Annotated in this window: 27 protein-coding genes and 1 tRNA gene; 10 read left to right on the top strand and 18 right to left on the bottom strand. The window is 45.9% G+C overall.

Annotated elements, in window-relative coordinates:
- Positions 1-1649: HAD-IC family P-type ATPase (locus A4E24_RS02895; RefSeq protein WP_292351497.1), on the bottom strand; the 1649-nt coding region annotated here is incomplete at its 3' end.
- Positions 1650-2032: 383 nt separating this feature from the next.
- Here A4E24_RS02895 and A4E24_RS02890 point away from each other — a divergent pair.
- From A4E24_RS02890 to A4E24_RS02860, 7 genes are all read left to right on the top strand, one after another.
- Positions 2033-3109 (top strand): YbhN family protein, encoded by a 1077-nt coding sequence (locus A4E24_RS02890; protein ID WP_292351496.1) that lies wholly within the window; start codon positions 2033-2035, stop codon positions 3107-3109.
- 522 nt (positions 3110-3631) lie between these two features.
- On the top strand, positions 3632-4651 hold the full coding sequence (locus A4E24_RS02885; protein WP_292351494.1) for a restriction endonuclease: 1020 nt from the start codon (positions 3632-3634) through the stop codon (positions 4649-4651).
- A gap of 62 nt (positions 4652-4713) precedes the next feature.
- Positions 4714-5595, top strand: a complete 882-nt coding sequence (locus tag A4E24_RS02880) for an EFR1 family ferrodoxin (protein ID WP_292351492.1) — start codon at positions 4714-4716, stop codon at positions 5593-5595.
- 108 nt (positions 5596-5703) lie between these two features.
- The gene (locus tag A4E24_RS02875; protein WP_292351490.1) at positions 5704-5913 is read left to right on the top strand and encodes a heavy-metal-associated domain-containing protein; all 210 of its coding nucleotides are present in this window, start codon (positions 5704-5706) and stop codon (positions 5911-5913) included.
- A 19-nt stretch (positions 5914-5932) separates the two neighbouring features.
- The gene (locus tag A4E24_RS02870) at positions 5933-8695 is read left to right on the top strand and encodes a heavy metal translocating P-type ATPase (RefSeq protein ID WP_292351488.1); all 2763 of its coding nucleotides are present in this window, start codon (positions 5933-5935) and stop codon (positions 8693-8695) included.
- A 13-nt stretch (positions 8696-8708) separates the two neighbouring features.
- A complete protein-coding gene (locus A4E24_RS02865; protein ID WP_292351487.1) occupies positions 8709-8939 on the top strand; it encodes a hypothetical protein in 231 nt (76 codons plus the stop codon).
- 44 nt (positions 8940-8983) lie between these two features.
- Positions 8984-9538 (top strand): GNAT family N-acetyltransferase, encoded by a 555-nt coding sequence (locus tag A4E24_RS02860; RefSeq protein ID WP_292351485.1) that lies wholly within the window; start codon positions 8984-8986, stop codon positions 9536-9538.
- Between the two features lie 17 nt (positions 9539-9555).
- On the opposite strand, the gene A4E24_RS02855 is transcribed toward A4E24_RS02860, so the two are convergent.
- Entirely contained in the window at positions 9556-10536 is a 981-nt protein-coding gene (locus A4E24_RS02855; protein ID WP_292351483.1) for a radical SAM protein, read from the bottom strand.
- 240 nt (positions 10537-10776) lie between these two features.
- Between A4E24_RS02855 and A4E24_RS02850 the strand changes: the two genes are divergently transcribed.
- The 3 genes from A4E24_RS02850 (at position 10777) to ppdK (ending at position 15048) form a co-directional block, all read left to right on the top strand.
- Positions 10777-11205, top strand: coding sequence for a hypothetical protein (locus A4E24_RS02850; RefSeq protein WP_292351480.1), 429 nt, complete (start codon positions 10777-10779; stop codon positions 11203-11205).
- A gap of 102 nt (positions 11206-11307) precedes the next feature.
- The gene (locus A4E24_RS02845) at positions 11308-12120 is read left to right on the top strand and encodes a nitrilase-related carbon-nitrogen hydrolase (RefSeq protein WP_292351479.1); all 813 of its coding nucleotides are present in this window, start codon (positions 11308-11310) and stop codon (positions 12118-12120) included.
- Positions 12121-12381: 261 nt separating this feature from the next.
- On the top strand, positions 12382-15048 hold the full coding sequence (gene ppdK, locus A4E24_RS02840; RefSeq protein ID WP_292351477.1) for a pyruvate, phosphate dikinase: 2667 nt from the start codon (positions 12382-12384) through the stop codon (positions 15046-15048).
- Between the two features lie 118 nt (positions 15049-15166).
- Here the strand turns inward: ppdK and A4E24_RS02835 are convergent, their stop codons facing one another.
- The 16 genes from A4E24_RS02835 to serA all read right to left on the bottom strand — a co-directional run bounded on the left by A4E24_RS02835 (position 15167) and on the right by serA (position 26546).
- Positions 15167-16132 carry a polyprenyl synthetase family protein gene (locus tag A4E24_RS02835; protein WP_292351475.1) on the bottom strand — a complete coding sequence of 322 codons (966 nt, stop codon included), beginning with the start codon at positions 16130-16132 and terminating at the stop codon, positions 15167-15169.
- A gap of 24 nt (positions 16133-16156) precedes the next feature.
- Entirely contained in the window at positions 16157-17500 is a 1344-nt protein-coding gene (locus tag A4E24_RS02830) for an RNase J family beta-CASP ribonuclease (RefSeq protein ID WP_292351473.1), read from the bottom strand.
- A 45-nt stretch (positions 17501-17545) separates the two neighbouring features.
- On the bottom strand, positions 17546-18649 hold the full coding sequence (gene fni, locus A4E24_RS02825; protein WP_394334452.1) for a type 2 isopentenyl-diphosphate Delta-isomerase: 1104 nt from the start codon (positions 18647-18649) through the stop codon (positions 17546-17548).
- 1 nt (position 18650) lies between these two features.
- Positions 18651-19442, bottom strand: coding sequence for an isopentenyl phosphate kinase (locus A4E24_RS02820; RefSeq protein WP_292351470.1), 792 nt, complete (start codon positions 19440-19442; stop codon positions 18651-18653).
- Between the two features lies 1 nt (position 19443).
- On the bottom strand, positions 19444-20358 hold the full coding sequence (locus tag A4E24_RS02815) for a mevalonate kinase (protein WP_292351468.1): 915 nt from the start codon (positions 20356-20358) through the stop codon (positions 19444-19446).
- Between the two features lie 10 nt (positions 20359-20368).
- Positions 20369-21169 carry an MEMO1 family protein gene (locus tag A4E24_RS02810; protein ID WP_292351466.1) on the bottom strand — a complete coding sequence of 267 codons (801 nt, stop codon included), beginning with the start codon at positions 21167-21169 and terminating at the stop codon, positions 20369-20371.
- A 67-nt stretch (positions 21170-21236) separates the two neighbouring features.
- Positions 21237-21908 carry a 30S ribosomal protein S2 gene (gene rpsB / locus A4E24_RS02805; protein WP_292351464.1) on the bottom strand — a complete coding sequence of 224 codons (672 nt, stop codon included), beginning with the start codon at positions 21906-21908 and terminating at the stop codon, positions 21237-21239.
- The gene (locus A4E24_RS02800) at positions 21905-22099 is read right to left on the bottom strand and encodes a DNA-directed RNA polymerase subunit K (RefSeq protein ID WP_292351463.1); all 195 of its coding nucleotides are present in this window, start codon (positions 22097-22099) and stop codon (positions 21905-21907) included. The genes rpsB and A4E24_RS02800 overlap by 4 nt, the downstream gene beginning before the upstream one ends.
- Positions 22100-22299: 200 nt before the next feature.
- A tRNA-Pro gene (locus A4E24_RS02795) sits at positions 22300-22397 on the bottom strand.
- Entirely contained in the window at positions 22398-22586 is a 189-nt protein-coding gene (locus A4E24_RS02790) for a DNA-directed RNA polymerase subunit N (protein ID WP_292351461.1), read from the bottom strand.
- An 11-nt stretch (positions 22587-22597) separates the two neighbouring features.
- On the bottom strand, positions 22598-23002 hold the full coding sequence (locus A4E24_RS02785; RefSeq protein WP_292351459.1) for a 30S ribosomal protein S9: 405 nt from the start codon (positions 23000-23002) through the stop codon (positions 22598-22600).
- A gap of 11 nt (positions 23003-23013) precedes the next feature.
- The gene (locus tag A4E24_RS02780) at positions 23014-23433 is read right to left on the bottom strand and encodes a 50S ribosomal protein L13 (RefSeq protein WP_292351458.1); all 420 of its coding nucleotides are present in this window, start codon (positions 23431-23433) and stop codon (positions 23014-23016) included.
- Positions 23434-23445: 12 nt separating this feature from the next.
- Positions 23446-23826, bottom strand: a complete 381-nt coding sequence (locus A4E24_RS02775; RefSeq protein WP_292351457.1) for a 50S ribosomal protein L18e — start codon at positions 23824-23826, stop codon at positions 23446-23448.
- A 142-nt stretch (positions 23827-23968) separates the two neighbouring features.
- Positions 23969-24436 (bottom strand): DUF2240 family protein, encoded by a 468-nt coding sequence (locus A4E24_RS02770; protein ID WP_292351455.1) that lies wholly within the window; start codon positions 24434-24436, stop codon positions 23969-23971.
- Positions 24436-24915, bottom strand: coding sequence for a hypothetical protein (locus A4E24_RS02765; RefSeq protein WP_292351453.1), 480 nt, complete (start codon positions 24913-24915; stop codon positions 24436-24438). The genes A4E24_RS02770 and A4E24_RS02765 overlap by 1 nt, the downstream gene beginning before the upstream one ends.
- Positions 24916-24974: 59 nt before the next feature.
- Positions 24975-26546, bottom strand: coding sequence for a phosphoglycerate dehydrogenase (serA, locus tag A4E24_RS02760; RefSeq protein WP_292351451.1), 1572 nt, complete (start codon positions 26544-26546; stop codon positions 24975-24977).
- Between the last annotated feature and the right edge of the window lie 161 nt (positions 26547-26707).

Below are 26707 nucleotides of genomic sequence, written 5' to 3'. Positions count from 1 at the left end.
TCATCGCTCATCTGTTGAATTTCAGTGCCAGTAATAATCTTAGAACTTAATAATCCAATTTCCTGACCAACAGTACCTGCTACCAGCTTATTATCCCCTGTGATCACCTTCAATTCAATGCCAAGCTGCTCCATATCCTTTATAGTTTCAACGATGTTGGGCTTTGGAGGATCAAAAAGGAAGATGAATCCTAAAAAAGTCATTTTGGTTTCGCTGTCTTTATTAATTGATGACTCTGCCCCTAAATACCTATAAGCGAGACCCAGTGTTCTCAAACCCTTATTACTAAAATCTTCAAACTTTTGTTGAATTGCATCATTGACTGTGGATATATCAACAATTTTACCATCCGCAACTTCAGCTGAAGAACATGCTTCAAGTATGTTTTCAAGTGCACCTTTGGTGACCATTAAATGCACATTGTCCTTTGAGAACGAAACACTCAAACGTTTTCGAATGAAATCATATGGTACTTCATCAAGCTTCTGGTAGCCAGTGAGGTCGAATTGATGCTCATCAATAATCGCTTGATCAATAGGATTATTGAAACCTGTTTGATAATAAGCATTTATATAAGCATATAAGAGTACTATGTCGCTTTGACATCCAACCATATCGCAGTAGGAGTGTATTTTTAGCTCCCCAGAGGTCAATGTTCCAGTCTTGTCGCAGCATAGCAAGTTCATACTACCTAAATTCTCGATAGAAGAAAGCTTTTTGACTATGACCTTACTTTGTGCCATGCGCTTAGCACCGTGAGAGAGATTTATGCTGATGATTGCTGGCAAAAGCTGTGGAGTTAGCCCCACAGCGAGAGCTAGTGAGAATAGAAAGGAATCTAGAATCGGACGTGCCAGATATACATTAATTGCAAAGATAGCTATAACCATTAGAAGAGTAACTTCCATAAGGAAATAGCCAAACCTCAAAACACCTTTTTCGAATTCAGTCTCATCAGGTTTCAGTTTCAATCTTTCAGAAACTTTGCCGAACTCTGTTTCCTTGCCAGTGTGTACTACCAATGCATATGCACTTCCACTGACTACGTTGGTCCCCATCCACAGAGAGTTCACACGTTGACCAAGAGAAGTATCTACTCCCAATACTTTTACTTCCTTTTCTACTGGAAATGTTTCACCTGTAAGAGGTGCTTCATTGACAAATAGATCTTTTGAATCTAGTATCAGGCAATCGGCAGGGATTATGTCGCCAGCATTTAGAGAAAGAACATCACCAGGCACTATCAAATCTATCGAAACCTCAGTTTCTTTCCCATCCCGGAGAACTGTAGATTTTATTTGTACTGTCGCGACCAATTTTTCAAAAGCGTTTGCTGCACCTTTTTCCTGCCAAAAACCCAAAACCCCACTTATTAGTACAATTATAAAAATGATAAGAGCATCAGCCGAGTCATGAAGGAAGAAAGACAATCCGGCTGCAAAGATAAGGATGAGTATAATAGGACTCTTGAATTGACCAAGTAGGATCGTTAACGAGTCAGACCTTTTTGAAGGCTTCAATAGGTTGGCACCATAAAACGATAGGCGCTGCTGAGCTTGCTTACTGGTCAAGCCTTTAGATGTTGCTTCAAGTTTTTGAAGCATCTCTGAAGTCTGAAAACTCCAAAATGGGAGAGTGTGATTGTTCATACTGCAAAACTAAGAAGAATTTATTCTCAATCAATATAATACAATCGTAAGATAACTATAGAGGCTCGTAAATCGAGCAGGAGTTTTGGCAGATAATTATAAAAACGAATATGAGCGAAAGTAAAGGGATTATCAATCAGCTAAAAGAAAACAGAAATAATTAGATTGTGGTGAAAACGAAGAAAGATGGATATTTAGCTGATTAAAAATAAAACTCTCAAATTCGGGTTTATACTTATGACGTAAATTCCTTTAATTGAAATAAATAACTATTTAATGAATCTGGCTACGCAGATAAGGTTAATTGCTTAAAACGAAAATTGAAGTAAAAAAAGATTAAAATTTGATTTATTTCCTGAATAAGCAGAGTCAAGGTAATCAAGATGGCCTCCAAAGAAAAAAACGGCAGCCCTATTCAAGAATTATTTCCCCCTCTTACTTTACGAGCTGGCCGCTACCTTTTGGAACTGCTGATATTAGGTCTTGCAGTGCATCTGATCTTACCACAACTTACAGCTTTAGAAAACTCTCTCAAAGTCATCAGTTCAATGAACAGATGGGTCTTTATGCTGGCGGTTATGGCTCAGATAGCCAGCTATATCGAATACGGTTATCTTCTAAGGGCATGCGTAGCGGTCGCACGACAGGAACTTTCCACATTATGGGGAGCATTGATAGCACTAGCCGCTTCCAGTATCGGATTGATAGCCGGAGGTACACTGGGAAACTCAGCAGCCACATATCACTGGACTCGTGCTCTGGGCGTGAATCGGCAGGGGGCAGTCCAGGCAGGAACCTTGCCTACAGCATTTAACAATGCAATACTTTTGCTTGTAGCTTTTCTTGGAGTCGCATACCTGTTGATCATGCATGAACTCTCAAAAGCACAAATAATTGCTTTCATCCTGATACTAATATTTATCGGAGCTTTTATTATCGTCGTTCTCTGGGGAAATGCCCACCGTGTGCAACTCATCTCAGTAGTGAGCAAAGTTTCCATATCATGGGAAAAATTGAAAAGAAAACCACATACTTCCACTTCATCCGAGACGCTCCAGCGCCTGTTTGATTCGGTGGACAGGTTAAAAGAGGATGGATGGAAACGACCAGCCCTTGGCTCGGCTCTAAGCATAGGATTTGACATAATGACACTATACTTGATATTCCTGGCAGCCGGGTACAAAGTGAGCATTGGGATACTACTTGCTGGTTATGGTCTGCCCATTCTTTTTGGAAAGATGGCTTTTTTAATCCCAGGTGGAGTAGGGATAGTTGAAGGGTCGATGGCTGCACTTTATAACGTCATGGGGGTGCCAATTCCAATTACAGTAGTGGTGATATTGATCTACCGTATTGTATCTTTCTGGATACCCAGTATGCTGGGATTTCCAGTGGCATTTTATCTACAACAGTTGTCGCTGCAAACAAAAAAGAATGATGTATTGAATGGGAAAGACTAACATTATGTTTGTCTCCATTTAAAGTGTCCCCCATGGTGGCAGCAGTAGACTTGCAAACAAACTTGTGATCCTACTCATTGATGCATTGGCTAGCAATGGCGTAGAGCTGGTTTCAAAAGGCTGTGTACCTAAAAGTGAAAGTTCTGTATCTCAGTGTTCTTAATTTTCAGCAACTAATCTTCCCTGTAGTCATACAGCGTACATATAATTTTAGTACGCTGCCAGTTTCTATTTTCTTGACGCATAACTTCCTTACAAACATGGATTTACTGATGATGCCATACCCTGAACCAGGAAATGATGAAACTTCGTAGCTATTCTCTTACCCCAGAGCGATGAGAGTAATGTAAGCACGTAATCGCTTTAATTACCACTAGTTATATTATAGTACATATCTTAGGCATATTAATACATGCAACCAGTAGATAACTATACCGAAGCAAGAATATAAATCAGAAGGAAGTAATGAGAATTACATACTTCCATATTTATGTTCTATTGATCTACTAGATGGTTTATTACATGGTTACTTGGACGATCGAAAGACTGCTGGACCTAGAACCCTATGAGTTCGAGGAATTGCTTGGTCATTTATTCACAAAGATGGGATACAGAGCAGAAGTCACCCAGAGGTCAAGGGATGCGGGAGTGGACATCAATGTCTCCATTGAGAACTTTGGCCTGTCCCATACATGGATCGTACAGGCCAAGCGCTATGTTGAGCCGGTGGGTGTAAAAGAAGTAAGGGAATACAGCAGCCTCCGCTACAGGGACAATGTTGACGGAGTTATCATAGCCACTACCTCGGGTTTTACTAAGGAGGCACAAAAAGAAGCCCTGGGCCATAATGTGAAACTGCTTGATGGTCCGCTGCTTGCGAAGATGCTGGAGCGCTACATGCCTGAAGATCCTGACAGAAGGGTACAGCAGTGTGCTCTGTCTGAAAACAGAGAGACATGGAACATTGAAGGTACTGTTCTCAAACAGGGAGAAAAGACCCTTGGAGAAACAGAGGTCTTCTTCAGGGGTGAAAGGGTCTTGATGGCCTGTACCAACAAGCGCATCTTTCTGATCAAAGATACAAGCTCTCTCCTCTCTAAAAGAAGAGAGGTGCTTCACTCGATGGAGGTAAAGGACCTGCTGGGATGGACACATGAAACGCCTTCACTATATCTGGTCATGGGGGGCAGACAGATAACAGTGCTGAGCATGCGGGCCAGGAAGCCGGAAAATGCAACGGAGATGCTGGAATGCCTGCAGCAGGGATACATACGGGGAGAGCATTTGCTGAAGTTCGAAAGAACAAAAGACGAGTTCATAGTGCTTACAAATAAAAGAATAGCAAAGATCCATTCTTCAGGCGGTGCAGATGAAATAAGCCTGAAAAACATACTGGGCACTGAGATAAAGGGCGGCGGCCTTCTGAACCGCAGTAAGCTCCTACTCATAGGAAATAGGAAGGAAAATACCCTTTATGAAATTGATTGTGCAGATCTGGCATCGTGGAAGGAAGCTATAGAAGCGGCTATAAGAGTGAGTTGAATTTAGGAAAGAGACATATCTGAGATCAAAGTGTTGATACTCGTACTACAGGGAACCGGGCTATGACTGCATCATTGCAGATAAAGACAGTTAAGATCACTTATTTTTCCGGCACAGGAAGCACGGCAAGGGTTGCTGGTGCCTTTGAGGACGAACTGAACAGACGCGGGTTATCTGTTATAAGGTCCGAGATCAGAGGAGAGAACCTTCACTCGGATGAGAAAGAAGACCTATTGATATTACTGTTTCCCGTGCACGCATTCAATGCTCCGCGGATTGTATATCAGTGGATCGACGGTCTTCCCGGTGCCAGACAGATTCCTGTGGCGGTTATTTCAGTCTCCGGGGGAGGGGAGATCTCACCCAACACAGCATGCCGCTTAAGTTCCATACGCAGGCTGGAAAAGAAGAACTACAGAGTGGTCTATGAGAAAATGATGGTCATGCCTTCGAACTGGGTCATGAGAACAGATGACGGACTGGCTATCAGGCTGCTTAGGGTCCTGCCATCGAAGGTAGAGTGTATTGTTGATGACCTTGTGCAAGGAGTTGTACGCAGGACCAGGCCAAAGTTAATAGACCGCGTTTTCTCCATGATCGGGGAAATGGAAAAAACCGGAGCAAGGTTCTTTGGCAGGGATCTGCGGGTAAACGATACCTGCAATGGCTGCAGCTGGTGTTTAAGGAACTGTCCGTCAAACAACATCACTATGCTGGATAACAAACCTGTGTTCGGAGAGGACTGTATCCTCTGTTTGAAATGCATATACGGCTGTCCCACACAAGCTATTGGGGCAGGAGCGCTCAGATTCATAGTCCTGAAAGAAGGATATGATCTGCAAGCTCTTGAAAAAAGAATGCACGGCGCTCAACTGACTCCGGTAGAGGATCTGGCGAGAGGATATATCTGGAAGGGAGTAAAGGAATATTTGCTTGAGGATTGATTTCAGTATTATGCAGTAAGAAAAAATGTATTAATGCACTTGCATAAGGATATTATAGTCTGCTTGCCAAATGCTTGATGAGATCGAAAATACAAAATTGGTGATATCATGACACAAGAGATCATTAACATAAATGGAATGATGTGTGGACACTGTCAGGCAACTGTGGAGAAGGCCATAAAGGCGGTAAAGGGGGTAAAGAACGTAAAAGTTGACCTGGAAAAGAAACAGGCGGCCGTTGAATATGATGATGCTGCAACTGACATGAGCAAGATCAAAAAAGCTGTTACAGATGCCGGTTATGAAGTTGTGGTTTAATATTTCAATATAAGGTTGCATGAAGACCAAATTCAAAGTTTACGGCATGACCTGTATGCACTGTCACAAGCGTGTGACAGAAGCAATTTCCAGGGTATCCGGGGTCAGTTCCGTGGAGGTCCAACTGGAAGATGAAAGCGCTACAGTTGAATTCGACCCGGCAATAACTGACCTTGAGACCATAAAACAGGCAGTGGCGGCAGCAGGTTATGAGACAGGAGAGGAATGCGCTGCTGTTGATGGGCAGCAGGCATGCCCTTTGCCCATACCTGATGAAGATGAGGAAGAAATAAAAAAGACCGAGCCGGGTACACTTGAAGATATCACCCTGAAAGTATCAGGCATGCAATGCTCTGCCTGCGCCCTTAATATAGAACGCACCCTCAAGAAATTAGAGGGTGTGGCTTCTGCTTCTGTGAACCTGCCTATGGCAAGGGCTTACGTTTCTTATAACCCCTCACTTGTGGGTCTTCAGGAGATGGAAAACGCCATCGAAGGCATAGGATACAAAGTTGTAAGGGACAGCCTGAACCTAAAGGTAGAAGGCATGACATGTGCCTCATGTGCTCTGAACGTGGAAAAGGTGCTAAGAAAGCTCGATGGCGTGGAGTCCGTAAGCGTGAGCGTTTCCCTTGGGAAAGCCCACGTGGAATACAATGCTTCCCTGGTTTCCCCTGAGCAGATGAAAGCAGCTGTGGACGGCATAGGATACAAAGCATCCCTGGAAGTGGACCGAAAAGCCCTGGAAGACAGGGAACGCAAGGAAAGGGAAGAGGAGATCAGGCAGCAGAAAAGGAACCTGCTCATATCTGGCGGTATGGTCATCCCGGTGATGCTCGGGAGCATGAAAATGGGATTCCCGCAGCTGTTATCCTTTGTGCCGGATATCCTGACAAATGACATCGTGCTGTTCCTGCTCACCACAATGGTAATGGTATTTCCGGGCAGGCAGTTCTTCGCAGGCACGTACAAAGGTTTGAAACACGGTGTCACGGACATGAACCTGCTCATCGCTACTGGTACCGGAGCAGCCTATGTTATAAGTGTGGCATCCTCTTTCCTGGACCTGGGACCGGGCTACCACCATCTGTATTACGATACTGCTGTTATGCTTATTGCGTTCATAACCCTGGGCAGGTATCTGGAGGCCAGGGCAAAGGGCAGGACATCGGAATCCATCAAGAAGCTCATCGGCCTGCAGGCCAAGACCGCACGTATCCTTGTTGGAGGAGAGGAAAAGGAGATCCCTGTGGAAGATGTGCAGGTGGGGGATATTGTGGTGGTCCGGCCGGGGGAGAAACTGCCTGTGGACGGAGTGGTAATACAGGGAGGTTCTGCTGTAGATGAATCTATGATCACCGGGGAGAGCATCCCTGTGGAGAAAGCATCCGGAGATACAGTTATCGGAGCAACTATCAACAAGAGCGGTTACCTGCAGTTCAAAGCAACAAAGGTTGGTGCGGACACTGCCCTAGCACAGATCATCGAGCTGGTGGAGAATGCCCAGACATCCAAGGCTCCCATCCAGCGCATCGCTGACGTGGTGGCAGGGAACTTCATCCTGGCAGTGCATGTCATTGCGCTTGCAGCTTTCTTCTTCTGGTTCTTTATAGGCTACGAGAGATATGATGTGACCGCAGTTTCAGGTATAACAAGTCCTTTTCTGTTCGCATTACTTATTTCCATCACAGTGCTGGTCATATCCTGTCCATGTGCCGTGGGGCTTGCCACGCCTGCGGCTATCATGGTGGGTACGGGCAAAGGCGCTGAGAACGGTATCCTCATCAAGGGCGGAGAAGCTCTGGAGCTTACCCAGAAAGTAAATACCATCGTTTTTGACAAGACCGGAACTCTTACCAAAGGGAAACCTGAGCTTACGGATATTGCAGTTTTGGAAGGCCATGATGAGAAAGAAGTACTTGCAATTGCAGCAACTGCCGAGAAGGGATCGGAGCATTCTCTTGGCGAGGCTATTGTGAGAGCTGCTCAGGAGAAGCAGCTGGACATTGGAAATGCAGAGAATTTCAGATCCATCGCCGGACAAGGCATCGAAGCTACAGTAAATGGCAGCAGAATACTCTTTGGGACCCGCAGGCTCATGGAAGAAAATGGCGTTGAGATCTCAGTTATCGTTCAGGATATGGAAAAGCTTGAAGCGGGGGGCAAGACTGCCATGATCGTCGCTAAGGATGGAAAGGTCATAGGTATAGTTGCCGTTGCGGATACTCTCAAGGAGAACTCCAGGGAAGCCGTGCAAAAACTTCGGAAAATGGGGATAGAGGTCGTAATGATCACCGGAGACAACCGCAGGACAGCTGAAGCAATTGCAAAAGAAGCAGGTATCGACAGAGTGCTTGCTGATGTGCTGCCTGAGGACAAAGCTTCCGGGATAAAGAAACTGCAGGAGGAAGGACGCATAGTTGCCATGGTAGGTGATGGTATCAACGATGCACCTGCGCTGACCCAGGCCGACATCGGCATTGCCATGGGTGCCGGTACGGACATTGCCATGGAATCAGCAGGTATCGTGCTCATCAAGAATGACCTGCGGGATGTGGTGGCTTCTATAACTCTTAGCAAGCTTACCATGAACAAGATCAAGCAGAACCTGTTCTGGGCCTTCGGATACAACAGTATTGGCATACCCATAGCTGCGGGCTTACTGTTCCCGCTGTTCCACAAGATACTGATAACCCCGGAGCTTGCTGCGGCTTTCATGGCCATGAGTTCCTTATCCGTCACAACGAACTCCCTGCTCATGAAAAGAAGCCGGATAAAATAAGGTGATGACAGGTATGGATAAAAGTTCAGACAATAAAGGGAAATACGCGCTTATTGCCAGTATCCTTTCGTCAGTCTTGCTTGTGGTCCTTTTTGCAGGGCTTGCTGTAATGGTCAACAGAACCAGGGTTGTGCCCCTGTACAGCCAGGTGGATATCATTGCAGGCATGGTGTTCGTTTTTGTTTTGAGCATGATAGTATCAGCTTCTATCTGGCCTGAGATCATTGAAAAAAGGTTGAGCTGATCCAGAGAATATGTATATTGAATATTTCAAGAAAAGGATCATCCATGAAAAGAGACAATCCTATAATAGTGACCAATGATATCACTCTAAGGCCATGGGAAGAGGAAGATGCTGAAAGGCTTGCATTCATTGCGAACAACAAAAAAATAGTCGATAATCTAAGGGATGGCTTCCCTTATCCATATTCCATCGACGATGCCAGGAAATTCATTCACCTTGTTAAACACAGCGAAGGTATTTCCAAAGCTTTCGCCATTGTTATAGACGGTTTTGTGGCAGGTAGCATAGCTGTATACTTTAAGGAAAATGTACATCACAAGAACGCAGAACTGGGTTATTATCTGGCTGAGGAATACTGGGGAAAAGGTATCATGACAAAGGTGGTAAGGTGCATGACACAATACCTGTTCGAGAACTTCGACATAATACGGATTTATGCCCAACCCTTTGCCAGAAATACAGCATCAAGGAGAGTTCTTGAAAAGGCAGGCTTCAGGCTTGAAGCTGTCCTGAAGAGCAATATTATTAAAAATGATGTTGTACAGGATGGCTGCATATATGCTGTCCTTAAAGATGAGTTTGAAAACAGCCTGAAGTAATTCCTGCTTCATGTCCTTTATTCCATATCCGAATGCGGATTAAGATCGCATCCAGTACATGGAAGGCACATTGTATGGAATGTATCGGCACGCAGACCATATTCGTCCAGTTTCTCACGCAGGAAGCGTGTCAGATGCATGAGCCTGTCAGCAGATGGCCTTTCTATGAATACCTCTCCTTTTCTTAAGGGATGCGGACTGGCAGCCCTGAGGATAGGGACCACGCCCATGGCCACAAGCTCCTCAATACCTTTCATGGCAGACTCATCGGTTTCCCCCAGGCCGATTATGAAATTAGAGCACACTTTATTGCGTCCGAAGATCTCCACACCTTCACGCAGGCCGGCAAGCACATCTTCCAGACCGCCTCCCGGACACACTTTACTGAATACTTCACGGTCCATGGTCTCTACGTTGTATTTGAGTTCATCGGCGCCGGCATCTCTGAGCCTGCGGGTGGAATCTTTAGTGGGATAAACTGAAACGCCTATGGGCACAGTATATCTTTCCCTGAGCCTGCGGATCAGCTCTTCGGCTCTGTCTACTTCTTTTTCAGGAGAGATCTCGACACCTGATGTTATGGAGATCGCATGCATCCTGCCTGTGGCATGGGCCTGAGCTATCATTGCAAGCATCTCATCCATGGTCTTGACCTTACCCTGCAGTTTGGGCACAGGGCAGAACTTGCAGTCAAAGATGCACTTCTCGCACATGGTGATGAAAGCCTGGTCCGGGCAATGGATGAGCTCTTCTTCAATAATGCCACGGGCGATCTCCTCACCATTTTTCGTGATCACAAGCTCTTCATTATCTTTTTTACCTTTGAGAGGAGATCCTGAGTTGATCCCGAGGCGTACCCGGTGTCCACCGGAAGTAAAGAAAAAGGCCATTTTTCCTGCACCGGGACCTGCGGTAGGTATGGTGGTACGGCCCGGCAGGCAGGGGTCCATATCCACAGAACCTGCAGCAATGAGTTCGGCTTTTACTTCGGGTCTCATGGTATTACCTATAAGCTGATGCTCTACAACTATCCCGCGAAATACTTGATTCTTTCTGTCAGAGAGATCGCCTTAAGTACGGCTATAAGATATATTGTTTTATATTACTTTGATTTGAATACAATATTTAGTACGACAAAAACAAAAAACTCATATAAGGTAAGATGTACCTTTTTATACTACAATAGTATTTTATATGACATAGAGCATTTTGTCCGGAGAGCCTATAATGGGAGAAAAATGTCAACTGAAGCTGTAGTGGATGCAACGTGTAATACGCTTTCAAAGGAATTGAAGAGGCCAAACGGATTCAGCATCATGCTTACAATACTGATGTTGGGGGTATTTGGACACCTGCTCCAGACCATGCCTCAAATACCGGCTTTCATATTCGGAAAAATGATATATGGACTTGTAGGCGCTGTCTTAGCTTTTATCTTTGGGATCATTGGACTATTTATTACATATGGGTTCTATAAGCTCAAAAAGATCGCATGGACACTAGGATTGCCGTGGCTTCTGTTAGAAGGTGTCAACGGCTTCCTTTCCTTGTTCATATTTCCTCCAATAACGGTTAGCTCCTTGATCATAATTGCAACCAGCTCGTTGATAACAGCCATACCAGCGTTATTGTATATCCTCTCCAAAAAGGAGTACTTCATTTGCTGAAATTGCTGACGTCAGAGTTTGAAAGAAATATAAGTTATTGATCAAGCAACTTAGAGAAGGATAACAAAAGTCCTCTTTTGACCTAAAAAGGAACACATTAAAATGGCAACTATCAAGGTTTCCTGTGTTCAGATGAACATAACACAATGTTCAAAAGAAGAGAATATTGAAAAAGCCCTCTTATTGGCTGATAAAGCAATAGGTTCGGGTGCCAGGATAATAGTGTTGCCTGAAGTATTCTCAACAGGTTTCTGTTATAAGGGCCTTGGGTCGGTTGCTGAAACCTCTCCATCTCAGAGAGTTGAGGATTATCCTACCATAGAGAAGCTATTACAATTCTCAAAAGTGCACGATTGTGTACTTATAGGCTCGGTCATTGAAAAAAGGATGGAAGAACCCGATCTGATCAGATATCATAATCTGGGTTTTTGTATCGGATCCGGATATCTGGCTGGAACTTACAGGAAAACCCATCTGTATGGACTGGAAAAAAAATATTTTTCAAGGGGAGAGAATATCGCTCCGATCAGACTTGAAAGGAACGGTATAACTGTCGGACTCCAGATATGCTTTGATCTGCGGTTTCCTGAGATATCAAGAAAACTGGCACTCTCAGGTGCGGATATTCTGGTCACGGTTGGCGGATTTGCAGAACCCAAAGCCGGTCAGTGGAAAGCACTTGCGGCTTCCAGGGCAATAGAGAACCAGATACCGCATATTGCCTGCAACCGGGTAGGCACTGCTCCCTTTGCATCATACTTTGGTAATTCCATGATAATCAATGCATGGGGAAATGTGAAAGCACAAGCTGAGGGGGATGAGTGTTTCATCATAGGGGAGATAGATACGGATGAAACAAAAAGGATAAGGGGAAAGGTTTCTCTCTTGGATGACAGGCAATTGGACCTGTACTAAAAAGTAGATGTGAAGTTTCCAAAAATAAAAAAAACTGTTCAATAATGTGTTCCATTCCGAATCAGGTAATAGGCATATATGTAAACCGCATCCTGTGGAACTTGGCTAAAAAAGAAGCACATGATATTGAAGAGCACCATTATTTTTTACTTTTTACTGATGACCACAACCTTAAATATTAATACAACAATTGTGCTGCATTCCATACATGATCCAACCATTTAGCTATATCTGATGCATCGGTCACAGGGAGGAAAGTTGGTGGCAGACAACAAATTCGTTTACTTTTTCGGCGGTAATAAGACAGAAGGAAAAAACAGTATGAAAGACCTGCTGGGTGGTAAAGGCGCAAACCTGGCGGAAATGGCTAACCTTGGAATTCCGGTACCACCTGGTTTTACCATCACGACCGAAGTCTGTGTGCAGTATCTTAAAGATAATAAATATCCTGAAGGACTGCTGCAGCAGGTGGATGCTGCTATCGTAAAGCTTGAAGAGGTCGTTGGGAAGAAATTCGGCGATGACAATAACCCATTGCTGGTGTCCGTGCGTTCCGGTGCAAGGGTTTCAATGCCTGGGATGATGGATACTGTCCTTAACCTTGGAATGAACGACAGGTCTGTGCTGGGTCTTGCCAGGAACACTGACAACCCCAGGTTCGCTTATGATAGTTACAGGCGTTTTCTGACAATGTTCGGAGATGTCGTTCTCGGCATAGCACATGATAAGTTCGAACATGCATTGAGTGATAAAAAACACGCTTTAGGTGTGAAACAGGATACTGAGCTCGATGTCAATGCTCTAAAGGAACTTGTGGAACAATTCAAGCTGATCATTGAAAAGGAAACGGGAGAAAAGTTCCCCCAGGATGCACGGAAACAGCTCATGATGGCCATAGAAGCGGTCTTCCAGTCATGGAACAACCAGCGTGCCATAACATACCGTAAACTGAACAACATCCCTATGGACTGGGGTACAGCAGTCAATGTACAGGCCATGGTCTATGGGAACATGGGAGAGACATCCGGTACAGGCGTTGCTTTCACAAGGGATCCCGGAACCGGCGAGAAACGCTTCTTCGGGGAATATCTCATCAATGCCCAGGGAGAGGATGTCGTAGCAGGCATCAGGACCCCAAAGCCTATTTCCACTCTAAAGGAGGCAATGCCTGCTGCCTTTGAACAACTTGAAGAGATATATATAAAACTGGAAAATCACTTCCGCGATATGCAGGATATTGAGTTCACCATTGAGCAGGGTAAACTGTACATGCTGCAGACCAGGAATGGAAAACGCACTGCTGCAGCTGCTATAAAGATCGCTGCTGACATGGTCGCTGAAGGTCTTATCGATAAGAAGACCGCTCTTTTAAGGATAGAACCCAACCAGATCGACAAACTGCTGCATCCGATGATAGATCCAAATGCAACCCTGCAGGTAGTGGCAACAGGGCTACCGGCATCTCCGGGAGCTGCAGTGGGTAAGGTCGTTTTCACTGCTGAGCATGCTGAAGAGATGGCAGAGTCCGGTGCAAAGGTGATCCTCGTACGTGCTGAAACATCTCCTGAGGACATAGGCGGAATGAACGCTGCAGAAGGTATCCTTACAGTGCGCGGCGGAATGACCTCACATGCTGCAGTGGTGGCCAGAGGTATGGGAAAACCCTGTGTAGCCGGATGTGGCGAGATCTCCATCGATATAAAGAAAGGAGTATTCTCTGCAGGCTCCTGCTCAATCAATGAAGGAGATTATATCTCCATTGATGGTTCAACCGGTCACGTTATAGTGGGCAAGGTCCCCCTGATCACTCCTGAGGTAAGCGGGGAGCTTCGGACAGTGCTGCAATGGGCGGATGAAGTGAGAACCCTCGGCGTGAGGACAAATGCCGATACTCCTTATGATGCCACTGTTGCCAGAGATTTCGGTGCCGAGGGGATCGGACTATGCCGCACGGAGCACATGTTCTTCGGCGAAGAGCGTATTCCCGTTGTAAGGGAAATGATCATGGCCGAAAGCGAAGCCGCAAGAAGGAGTGCTCTTGCAAAGCTTCTTCCCATGCAGAGAGAGGATTTTGCGGGCATATTCCGTGCTATGGAAGGATATCCGGTGACCATCCGTTTGCTTGATCCCCCTCTTCACGAGTTCCTTCCAAACCACGAGGAAGCTCTGGAAAAGTTAATGGAGCTTGAGAGCAAAGGTGCTCCTGCACATGAGATCGATAGAGTGAAGAAAGTTATGGAAAGGATAGAGTCCCTGAAAGAGATCAACCCAATGCTTGGTTTCAGAGGATGCCGGCTTGGAGTCGTCTATCCTGAAATATATGAGATGCAGGTGCAGGCCATTATTGAAGCGGCCTGTGAACTTACCAAGGAAGGCATGACGATAGTGCCAGAGATAATGATCCCTCTCATATCCCATGTTAAGGAACTTCAGATCGTTAAAAAGCAGGTTGTAAAAGTAGCAAGTGCTGTCATGGCAGACAAAGATGTGAAAATAAATTACAAGATCGGTACCATGATAGAACTCCCAAGGGCAGCCCTTACTGCTGACAAGATAGCTCGTGAGGCGGAATTCTTCTCCTTTGGTACGAACGACCTCACACAGACGACCTTCGGTTTCAGCAGAGATGACGCAGGTAAGTTCCTGCCCGCTTATATAGAGCAATCCATACTGGAACACGATCCATTCGCTGTGCTTGACCAGAGCGGTGTGGGTGAACTTATAAAAATAGGAATTGATAAAGGCCGGTCCACCCGGCGCGATCTGAAGATAGGCATTTGTGGCGAACACGGGGGAGAGCCCAGTTCGGTCATCTTCGGACACAAGGTGGGCTTAAATTACGTCAGCTGTTCACCTTTCCGTGTGCCTGTGGCCAGAATGGCAGCAGCCCACGCAGCACTCCAGGAAGAAGAAATGAACAAGAAGTAAGGTAAAACAGGGTCTTTCCCGACCCTGTTCATGATTTTTTTAAACCTATAGCTCAATTAAGTTCATGTTTTGAATAACAGGTTAAAAACAAAACTTAGGGTCAATAATATGACCCGATTCAATAAGATCGCTCTACCATGTAATCTGCTATTGCAAGGAGTATCTCTTTTGCCTGTGAACCTTCGAGCACATCGAGTTTCGCTTTACCGTCACGGATGTATGAAAGAGCTACATTGCGTGCATATTCGATAGAACCGGCTTCTTCAAGCTGTCTGATAGCATCTTCCAGCTGTCCCTTTGAAGCCTTGCCCTTGCCGAATATTTCCAGTTGCAGGCCGGAGGTAAGGGCATGAATAGCTATGAGGGTCTTTTTCCCTTCCATGATATCGCTTCCCCTTACTTTGCCCAGCACTTCTTCAGGGGTCACTATATCCAGCACGTCATCATAGATCTGGAAACCGATACCTATCATGCGGCCAAATTCGTACATCTGTTCAGCCACTTCAAGGGAGGAGCCTCCAAGCAATGCACCTATCTTACATGCAGCTCCATAGAGCACAGCGGTTTTCTTCTCCACCATTTGGAGGTACTCGTTTTCAGAGACCATACCCTTATGCTCGAATTCCACATCCAGCCACTGGCCTTCACATATCTCTGTGCACGTCCTTGCCAGGATATCGATGCATTTTACAATGCGTGCAGGGTCGTTATCCATGCGGGTTATGATCTCAAAGGCTCTTGAGTATAATGTATCTCCTGCAAGGATGGCTCCGGGTTCACCCCATTTTACATGCGCTGCGGGCATTCCCCTGCGTACATCGTCCCTGTCCATGATGTCATCATGCATCAGAGTGAAATTGTGTACCAGTTCCACAGCAACAGCAGCAGGCAGGACTGTCTGAAGATCGGACCCAACAGCTTCTGCTGTCAGTATCAATGCTGCAGGCCTAAGCCTTTTTCCGCCTGCATCAGGCAGGTATCGTGCAGCTTTATATAGTTCTTCGGGTTGCTTAATGGGGAGCATTTCCCGGATGCCCTCATCCACATGCACGCTCCTTTTCTTGATCTCTTCTATCAGGTTCATGATACCTCGTGACTTGATGCGGTATTAATCCTCTATATATAGTTCCTCTCCGTTCCTTAACAGGTGGAGCGTATCTCCCAGCACGTAGCCGGCATCTTCTGCCATCTCTATATATGCGGAATGCATTTCAATGGTCCCGTGAGCAGGGATGACATGTTCAGGTTTGACCATCCTCAGTAGTTCCCAATGATCTTCCCTGTAGGCGTGTCCTGACACATGCACATTATCATATATCCTTGCACCTTTCATTCGCAGCTTTGTTTCCAGAGCATAGCGGTTAGCCTGAGTGAGGGGATTCGGTATCACATTAGCGGAAAAGATGATCTTATCTCCGGGTTCTATCATGTAAGGCAGATCACCGTTCGCTATGCGTATCAATATGGAACCTGGCTCTCCTTGATGTCCGGTAACAATAGGCAGGTATTTGTCCTTGCCTTCTCTCATAACCTTTTCCAGAGCCTTTTCAACTTCACGGCGCTGACCGTATATTTCCACGTTCCCGGGGAGCTCAACGTATCCCAGTTCTTTTGCCGTGCTCATGTACCTGTCCATGGACCTGCCAAGCAATATGGGTATGCGTCCCATTTCTTCAGCGAAGGAGATAATGGAGTTCAAACGGGATACGTGAGAAGCAAAGGTAGTAATTATCATTCCCACTTCCGATTCCTCGGTACCCAGCAGCACGTCCTTTACCAGGTCATGTGCTATCTGCTCTGAAGGTGCTTTACCGGACCTTCCCGCATTCGTACTTTCGGTTATAAGTGCAATAACTCCCTCTTCTCCAAGGGCTTTGAGCCTGTTGAAATCCGGAGCTTCTCCTAAAGTGGGTGTCCTGTCCAGCTTGAAATCACAGGCGTACATAATAGCACCTTTGGGAGTGTGGATCACCACGAACACCGTATCAATTATGCTATGTTGTGTATTGATGAACTCTACAGAGACATCTTTTGTTATTTCGTAGGTCTCTCCTGCCTTCATGGAGATAAGATTGTTCTTCACACCGAATTTGCGCTCCGAATCTATCTGATGTTTTATCAGCGCTGTCGTGTATGGTGTACTTATGATAGGTGCAGTGTAGCGATGTGCCAGCTTTGAGATAGCACCAATGTGGTCAAGGTGACCATGTGTGCATACGATAGCACGTACATTCCCGTTGACATCGTTCATTATTGTATCATCGGGTATGGCCCCCATATTTATAAGCTCAAGGGAGTGCATCTTATCTATTTCTACATCTTCATGTATCTGCACCCTGTCCAGCCGCAGACCCATATCCAGGATGATTATATCCTCATCAACCCTTATAGCAGTCATATTGCGGCCCATTTCATTATAACCGCCAACTGCTATTATTCCGATTTCTGTCATGTTGATTCCTCAAATTCTAAATATATTGTTCCTTACAAATGACTGTCATATGACCTGTAATTCGCTACGGTCAGAGCGTAGAGCGAACTCTTTTACATTGAATCCGCGCAATTCAAGGTATTCCCTTGTCCACCCGGTGATCACGGTGGGTGTTATGTGCAATCTGTGCAGGTCCTGACATCCGCACAGGAACATCGCTACCTTAAGCTCGTTCATCATAAGCTTTAATCTCTTAAGCACCATCTCTTTACTTTCAAGCGCCGGAGCAACAAAAGGAAGTGCAGCACTGGCCACGCTGGCACCGATAGCTATTGATCTGGCGATATCCATGCCTGTCCTTATCCCGCCGGTGGCTATCACTGGTAAAGATACATTGCATTCCACTACACTTGCGGCTGTAGGGATACCAAAGTCCCAGAACAGTTCACCAAGCATTTCCGACATCACGTCCTTTCTGTCCCTTGCCCGGTATACTTCTACTCCGGACCAGCTTGTACCCCCGGCTCCACCGACATCAATGGCGGAAACACCTGCTTTTTTCAACAACAATGCATCCTCATGGGAAATTCCAGCTCCTGTTTCCTTTACAATGATAGGTATGTCTAAAGAGCAGATCTCTCTGATAGCATCAAGAGCACCGCTTGCATCGGTATCCCCTTCCGGCTGTATTGCTTCCTGCAAGAAATTCAAGTGGATCGCCATCGCATCTGCATCAAGCATTTCCACCAGGTCTTCTATTTTTTCTATGCCATATTCTTTTATCTGGGCAGCTCCGATATTTCCATAAATAAAAGCATCCGGAGCCACATCTCTCATGATGGAAAAAGAACCTGCCTGGGCCGGGTCCTCGATAGCAGCTCTCTGGCTGCCTACACCTATGCCGATACCCATTTCTTCAGCAGCCTGTGCAAGAGCAGCGTTGATAGGTCCTGTATCAGGATGTCCTCCCGTAATAGATGCTATAAGAAAAGGCGCTTTCATGCTCTTTCCCAGAAAATTCGTATGAAGGTCTATGTCCTCGATATCAAATTCCGGAAGGGCCCGATGCACTAACATTACGTCTTCCAGACCAGTTCCCTTTACCCGTGACTCTACAGGACTTGAAGAACATAGCTTGAGATGCTCTATCTTTCTCTGGGATGTACTCATATTAAGACCTGCATTCATATTGTTCATGTGTTATAACTGTGCCTATTTTCTCGCCTTTTAGAAAACGTCCGATATTACCAGGTTTTGAGGCATCGAAAATATGTGAGGTTATATAGGTGCTGTCACTGAGTTCAAGCATCTCTTGAACTTTACCCAGCATGCCTCCTGTAACATCTGTGTTTTCTGAACCTCTGATATGCTTTTTTACATTCTCGAAGTTTTTGGGCGTTATTACAGGGATGGTAGAACCCTTATCGTCAAGAACCCCCGCAGTTGCGCTCCCTATACCTAAAAGACCTGCTTTCATCTGTTTTGCAAGATAAGGAACTATCTGATCCCCGGAGATCACGGATGTTCCAAGACTGTTATCCATAACCACGTCTCCGTGCAAGACCGGAATGATACTTTTTTCCAGCATGCAGTATATATGGTCAAGGAACATGGTCTTTATTCTCCCGTTATCGGCAAGCATGCAACACATTGGGTGAACTCCCACAGCGCATATGCCATTCTCATTGAGTATACCGACCACCATACCGCATAGCTCTTTCACTGAAAGATGGGTTATGATAGAACCAGTAGCATTGAACTGTTCATTAAGTGAGAACCTTTTTGCCTGAGGATGACCAAAAGAACCTGCTCCGTGTACAATTATGAGCTTTCCCTTGAAGCCGGATATTTCCTGAGCTATTCTACGTATCTCATTTACTCTGACCACGCCATCGTCAGCTTTTTTGTCAGTGATGACACTCCCGCCGATCTTAAGTATGGTTAGACTTTCCGACGAAACCATATCAATGCTCCACTCTTACTCCATGTTCAGTTATTCTGGTTATTATGGCCTCTCCTCCGGCCCTTGTTATTGCCGAAGCCACCTTTTCCACATCAGGAAGTTGAGTTAGTGCTACCATACACCCTCCACCTCCTGCACCCGTTATCTTTGCGCTGTATGCGCCGGCGCTGCGAGCTGCAAATATAAGATCTGCAAGCTCCGGACTGCTGACACCGATAGCATCAAGAAGTCCCTGGTTAATGTTCATGAGCTCCCCTATAGACCCATATTCCTGTTTTATGACCAGTTCCTCTCCGGTGATCGATATCCTTCCAATGGTGGAAAGGATGGGATCGATGATCTGTGGATAATTTTTCTTAAGTAATGCAACATTAGATACCAGTTGCCTTGTAGAAGAAAATTTTCCTGTGTTGCCTATCACAATACCGCAATCAATGATATTAAGCTTCTTTTTCACAGGCACTATCACAACTCCACCCATGGTGCTGACGTAGGTATCGGTTGGGCTGGCAGCACCCTGTATCCTTCTTTCGATACTGTGTCCCAGAGTGGCAATGTCCTCTGGTCCCAGACCGCATCCGAACAACAGGTTCAATGCCTGGATAGTGGCAATTGTCACGGCTGCAGATGAGCCCAGGCCTGAACCAACCGGTATATCGGAGTCAATGCGCAGCTTTATACCTTTGATGTCCGCCATCTCGGACATTTTCTCTATCACAGATGATACGTAGGGGTACCTGTCATGATCAAGCCCCGTATCACCCAGCACCGAACTGATCCGGATGGTATCGCTTAAACTGGCTCGTACCTGAGTGCGCAGGTCTACAGCGCAGCATATTGCGCTTTCCCCGTAAACTACCGCATGTTCACCGAACAGGTATATTTTTCCGGGAGCAGAACATGTTATCGTTTGCATCGTATCTGACTCATTCTAATATTATAGAGGCGTATCCCACTACACCGGAATCATTACCTGTTACTTCTCCGCTGGTTGCATACTTAAGAAGGTCCGCTTTGCTTGCTCCGAGTTCCCTGGAAGCAGTAATGGTTGCTGCAATGGGTCCATAACCGCATGCCGATATATCCTTTGCGTACAGCCTGCTGTAAAGATCATCTACGTTCATGTCCAAAATAGCCTTTATCAGGTACCTGTCATTGCTCTCTGCCACATGCGCAGGCTGGTAATGCGTGAAATCGCTTGATGCGATCATAACAGCCTTCCTGCCAATATCTGCGATAGCCCTGGCAATTTCCATGCCTACCTCAATGGCTGTTTCTTCGTCCTGCATTCCCATACATATAGGCAGTATCCTGAAGTCATGCTTAAAACGGTACTGGAGAAAAGGTATCTGGACCTCGACCGAATGCTCGAATCGATGCGCAAGCTCATCTTGATCGATCATACTGCCGGCAAGCTTTTCCGCCAGTTCATGGTCTGTTTCTACTTGTCCCAGAGGTGTAGACCATGTTTCTGTTGAAAGAGCTATCGGCGAGCCATAGCCAGTATGATTTGGGCCGAACACTACATAGGTTTCGGCCACTGGCAGTACGGCATACGAGCGAGCTGCGACCCTTCCGGAGTAGATATAGCCGGCATGGGGTACCACAATACCCTTTATGCCGGACCTTGGATCGATCGTGGTGCCTTTGAAGCAATCATCTAACTCTTTCCTCAAAGCCCCCGGATTCGCCGGATAGAATTTTCCCGCAACTATAGCCTGTCTCATACTACATCACCCCATGTACATATAATGGGTACATTGTATATGTAGTATGCTTCCAAAGGAAGGCCTTTCAAATACCGGCTTCGAAATCCTCGAATTGGTAATTGAAGTATGCCCCATTGGTCTTTGCGATCTCTCTTGCAAGCAACCAGTAGATGAGTGAGAGGGCCTTTCTTCCTTTGTTGTTGGTCGGTATGACCAGGTCCACGTTGGAAGTCATGTTGTTCGTGTCACAAAGTGCCACCACGGGGATCCCAATGTTCACAGCTTCCTTAATTACCTGTGCGTCTCCTGCGGGGTCTGTGACTATGATCACATCGGGCTCAAAGAATGCCTCTACTGTCGGATTTGTAAGTGTTCCCGGAATGAAGCGCCCGACCATTGACCTGGCCCCGAGAGCTTTTGCGAACTTCATAGCCGGGTACTGACCATATTGCCTTGCAGAAACCACAAGTATCCTGGATGGTTCATATTTGGACAGGAAGGTTGCCACCAGTTTTATCCTTTCGTCAGTTGACTGGATGTCCAGTACGTAGAGTCCGTCAGTTCTTACTCTGTATACGAACTTCATCATGTTCTCTGTCTTCTGCTGGGTACCAATATGTACACCGGCTGCCAGATATTCATCTATAGGAACAAGTGAAGTGGATTTCTCTGCATCTGCACTGACGTCCAATAGTTTATCATCACTATCCGTTCGTATATCTGCATTATCAGTAACGCGTATTTCTTCTGTGGTCATTGGATCACCTTGAATTTATAGTCCCTTTTTACAGTAATTGGGATAACCCCAAGCTCTAGTTCTTTCTTTGCTATATACAGAGATTGAGTACTTGGATCATCGATCAGAACGGGTGCGCCCATAGAGATCTGCAGGGATCTGGCACCGATAATCCTTGCTCGCTCATATCTAGTATAATGTTCTGTGCTCAAAAAATCACCTTAAGGAATGATAGAACGTGATCATTAGGATATAATGTCAGGTATCGTCAACTAAAAGCTGCATAAGTAACGCTTATATCAGTGCGTGTTCTTTCCATACCTGAGATAGTTTTATCCGGAATCCCTCCGAATGTGGTCACATATCTGTTCTTACAGGCCAGTCTATACTAATTACAGTAAGAGTAAGGGAATGGGACCGCTGAGATTTGAACTCAGGTTCCGGCGTGATCCGCGCACTTAAAAGTACGTCCCGAACGCCGAAGGATGGTCCAGGCTACCCTACGGTCCCTTACTGATATGGTGCCAGTGTATCTACAAGCTCCACGTGGGACAGGAGTATCCGACGGCAGCAGTAACGTGTGATACCCAGGTCATCCATGACCCGGGCAGGATCCTCGCCATCTTTAGTTCTCCTTTTGTATTCATCCCAGCTGCTTGCGATCACTTTACCACAACTGAAACAACGGACTGGTATCATCTATATATGCCTTACCTGTATGATTTCTGATACTTAGCACGTGCACCAGGTCCACCAAACTTCTTGGTCTCTTTCTGCCTGGAATCGTTGACAAGTAGGTTGCGGTCATATTCCATATAAGCATCACGCAGGTTGGTATCATTGGCCCATTCCACTATACCTCTTGCGATAGCTGTCCTTATGGCATTGGCCTGTCCTATAATGCCTCCGCCGCTTACCTTAACATCGATATCGAGTCCCTCTGCAACATCTCCTGCAAGCATCAGGGATTCATATATCTTCATCTTTACGAATTCAGGCTCATATATCTCAACGGGCTTCTTGTTAATACGAGTTCTCCCGGCTCCTTTTTTGATAGTGGCACGGGCAATTGCGGTCTTGTTCTTACCTGATGAATTGACTACTTTGTTTGACATGATGATCCTCCTTAGAACTGGCCGCCCATCTTTGTGCTCACGTCCCCGAGTCTAATATACTTGTTAGAACTGAGCCTCTTCATACTTGCTTCGGCAACCTGTATCATTTCCTTGTCCTTGAGTTCGAGCGGAACGCCTACATGCACTTTAAGACGAGCCATTGCATCACGTCCTCTTGCTCTCCTGTAAGGCACCATTCCCCTTACTGTTCTTTTTAGAATACGGTCTGGCCTTTTAGGGAAATGAGGACCAAATTCGGTTGAACCTGTAGCTATTTTATTCCTGTATTCTGCTATGGTATCAAGCCTGGAACCGGAGATCACTGCCTTTTCAGCATTAACGATATCTATTTTTTCTCCTGCAAGCAGCCTCTTTGCCACATCACTTGCAAGTCTTCCCAGAATAAGCCCATTGGCATCGATTATTGTCATCTTCAACACCTCTTACTGCAGTATCCTTATCTTTGATCCGCTGGGGTTCTCTTCAAGGATCTGCTCGATCGTCAGGTATTTGCCACCGATCTCATTGATCTTGTCAATGGCAGTGCCACTGAAATCAAGTGCAGCAATTGTGACCGAGGTTTTCAGCTCACCAGCACCCAGTACCTTACCGGGTATCAGGACAACCTCTCCTTCCTTGGCATATCTGTTGATCTTACTGAGATTGACCTGAGCATACTTACGGCTGGGTTTCTCAAGTCTCTTTGCAATATCTCTCCAGATCAGAACATCATTATTCCGCGACTCTTCCTTAAGAGTGGAGATAAGTTCAGGTATTCTGGGATTGGTCTTTCTTGTAATTTTTCTTTGTGTCTTATTTCCCATAATGTCCCTCCGCAAGATCATCCGGACCTTACTCACGCGCTAAACCGCGTTCGAACATCCATGAGTGTTCTTCAGGGTATTCCATGTCCATAAGGACATCTGACTCTTGAATACTATTACTAGTACATAAAGATTGTGTGGCTCACTCCATGTTTGGGAACATCTCCGCCAGCACTTTAGGGTAGATATTGCTTATATCACACCCTATCTCCTTAGCTACTACAAGTGCGGCAACCTCTATATCGACCATATCTCCCAGGCTTTCCTGTTTTCTGCTGATCAGAGCAGCCACATTCCTGTTCTCCATTCCGGAACAGGCAGCTATCATTCCCATGATCTGCTCTATGAGAGGCCTTTCATGAAATATCCTTTCAGACGGGCGAAAACCACGCGGTATTTCCACTTTTCCTATATCGAATGTCGGAACCAGCTTATTATCATTTATCTCTAATAAGCGCAGGCTAAGAGCCTTATCCCTCACCTTTGAGGCATTTTCAGGTGACATCCATTTCAGGCCAAAAGAAAGGGCAAACTCAAAATCCCTTATAGAAATGAATTTCGCAGCATGCTGTTTGAAGGGTGCTGCCACAACGTACAGGAAGTCATCCATCAGGATCCGCGCCTGATCTCTTCTATGATGGTGTCTGCAACCCTTCCGGCTTCGGTCCTGCCGGGCCCTTCTATCCTGTGTATCTGCAGTACTAGCACCTCGTTCTCAAGCAGGGCACGCACAAGATAAGTATCTCCTCTGAAAGGCACACGATTATATTTCCCATCCAGGTAACTGTAACTAAGGACCACCTTGAAATCTATCATACCCTCCTTTTCGATCGTGTCGATCATCTGATCCACATTCTTGTAGTTAAGAGGCTCAAAGTCCACTCCATTACGCACGATCTCCACACTGATCTCCCTTTTCGCCTGGATCCGGTGCCCTCTCTGCACTACAGATTCGGTGACGAACATCCCGAATTTCCCATCCATGTTCGCCATCACTTTTACAAGATAGGGGAGATCCGAGTGATACCGGTACTTCTGTTCGAACTCGATCTCCCTATGCGGGAACTTATGATATATGCGCTTTCTCATGGTCCGGACCTGGAATAGGCCATATTACCAAATTTATATCCTTGAGATGTGTATGGCTTTCAGAGCTTAACAAGCTTTGCCGTAATAATCCCATCCACGCTACGCATTTCTTCCAGAATGGCAGGAGAGACTTCGGAATCTACGTTAAGGGTCATGATAGTGACTCCCCCGATCGCCGCTCTGCCGACCTGCATGCCGGATATGTTGATATTGTTCTTTCCAAGCACCATGCAGCATGGTCCTATCACGTTGGGCCTGTTGATGTGCTTTGCAACGATCATATAACCGGATGGGACTATATCCACACGCTCTCCGTCAATTCCAATGATCCTGGCTTCGTCCCCTATCATGGTTCCCGCAACAGATACTGATCCTCCATTATTGCTTAGTTTGATCTGGATCTCAGATGCCCTTTCTCCGGAAGTTTCGGATCTGCTCTCTACCACTTCGATCTTCCTTGACCTTGCAAGTGCAGGGGCATTCACATAGTTCACGCTGGAACCCAGGGCATTCTGCAGCATACCTTTCAAAGCGGCAACTGTAACTGGCCTGGTGTCCTTCTCAGCTATCTCCCCGTTATATGAGATCTCCACTTTCTCATAGCTGGTGCCAAGCAGCTGGGCGCAGACATCCGCCATGGTCTCGGCAAGATCGATATAAGGTGCAAGAACCCTCATGACCTCCGGTTTAACAGAAGGTATGTTGATAGCGTTCTTTGCAGTCCCGCCATTCAGTACTGAAATTACTTCTTCCGCGATAGTGATAGCCACATTTACCTGTGCTTCCTCGGTGGATGCTCCCAGGTGCGGGGTCATGATAAGATTGTCACACTCCAGCAGAGGACTGCCCTTGGGAGGTTCATTGACGAACACATCAAGTGCCGCTCCCGTGATCCTTCCGCTCTTGAGCGCCTCAGCAAGGGCCTCTTCATTGATGATCCCGCCACGGGCACAATTGATGACCCTCGCAGTCCTCTTCATGACGTTGAACTCTTCAGTATCGAGGATGTTCCGGGTCTCTTTCGTAAGTGGGGTATGCACTGTGATGAAATCGGCATTTTCTGCTATTTCCTTTACTGTGGCCAGTTTTATTCCAAGCTCCTGTGCTTTCTCTTTTGAAATGTAGGGATCGTATCCCATTATGGTCATATTGAGGCCCTGCGCCCTTTTAGCAACTTCTGCGCCAATGCGTCCCAGACCGATAACCCCAAGCACCTTGCCGTTGACCTCCACACCCATGAAGTTCTTACGTTCCCATTTTCCGGCCTTCATTGAAGCGTTTGCCTGCGGTATGTTCCTTGCCATGGACATCATCATGGCAATAGTGTGCTCTGCAGCAGAAAGCATATTTCCTTCGGGCGCATTGGTAACTATTATACCTTTTTCAGTAGCTGCTTCCACATCTACGTTGTCAACACCCACTCCTGCCCGGCCTATGATCTTAAGATTCCTGGTAGCCTCGATAACTTTTCTCGTCACCTGTGTTCCGCTGCGGATGACAAGGGCATCATAATTGACTATCTTAGCTGACAGCTCGCTTTCGGACAAGCCCGTGATAACATCTACATCAAAATGTTTCTGGAGCATTGCCAAGCCTTCCTCGGATAATGGATCACTGACTAATATCTTCATCTGTATGTCTCCTGTAAATGGGCGATATGGTCATGGCGATTTAAGCCAATTTCCACCTGTTTGCAGTATGTTAAGTCCAACTCTAACTACCATGCAAGTATATTTAGCAGTTGTTATTGCAGCAATACAGCAGAAAAGATATTGTACATACATATATCTTC

The organism is Methanomethylovorans sp. PtaU1.Bin093 (assembly GCF_002067275.1).
Lineage (GTDB): Archaea > Halobacteriota > Methanosarcinia > Methanosarcinales > Methanosarcinaceae > Methanomethylovorans.
The sequence above is the reverse complement of the archived record's forward strand: the minus strand, read 5'-3'. Positions and strand labels throughout refer to the sequence as shown.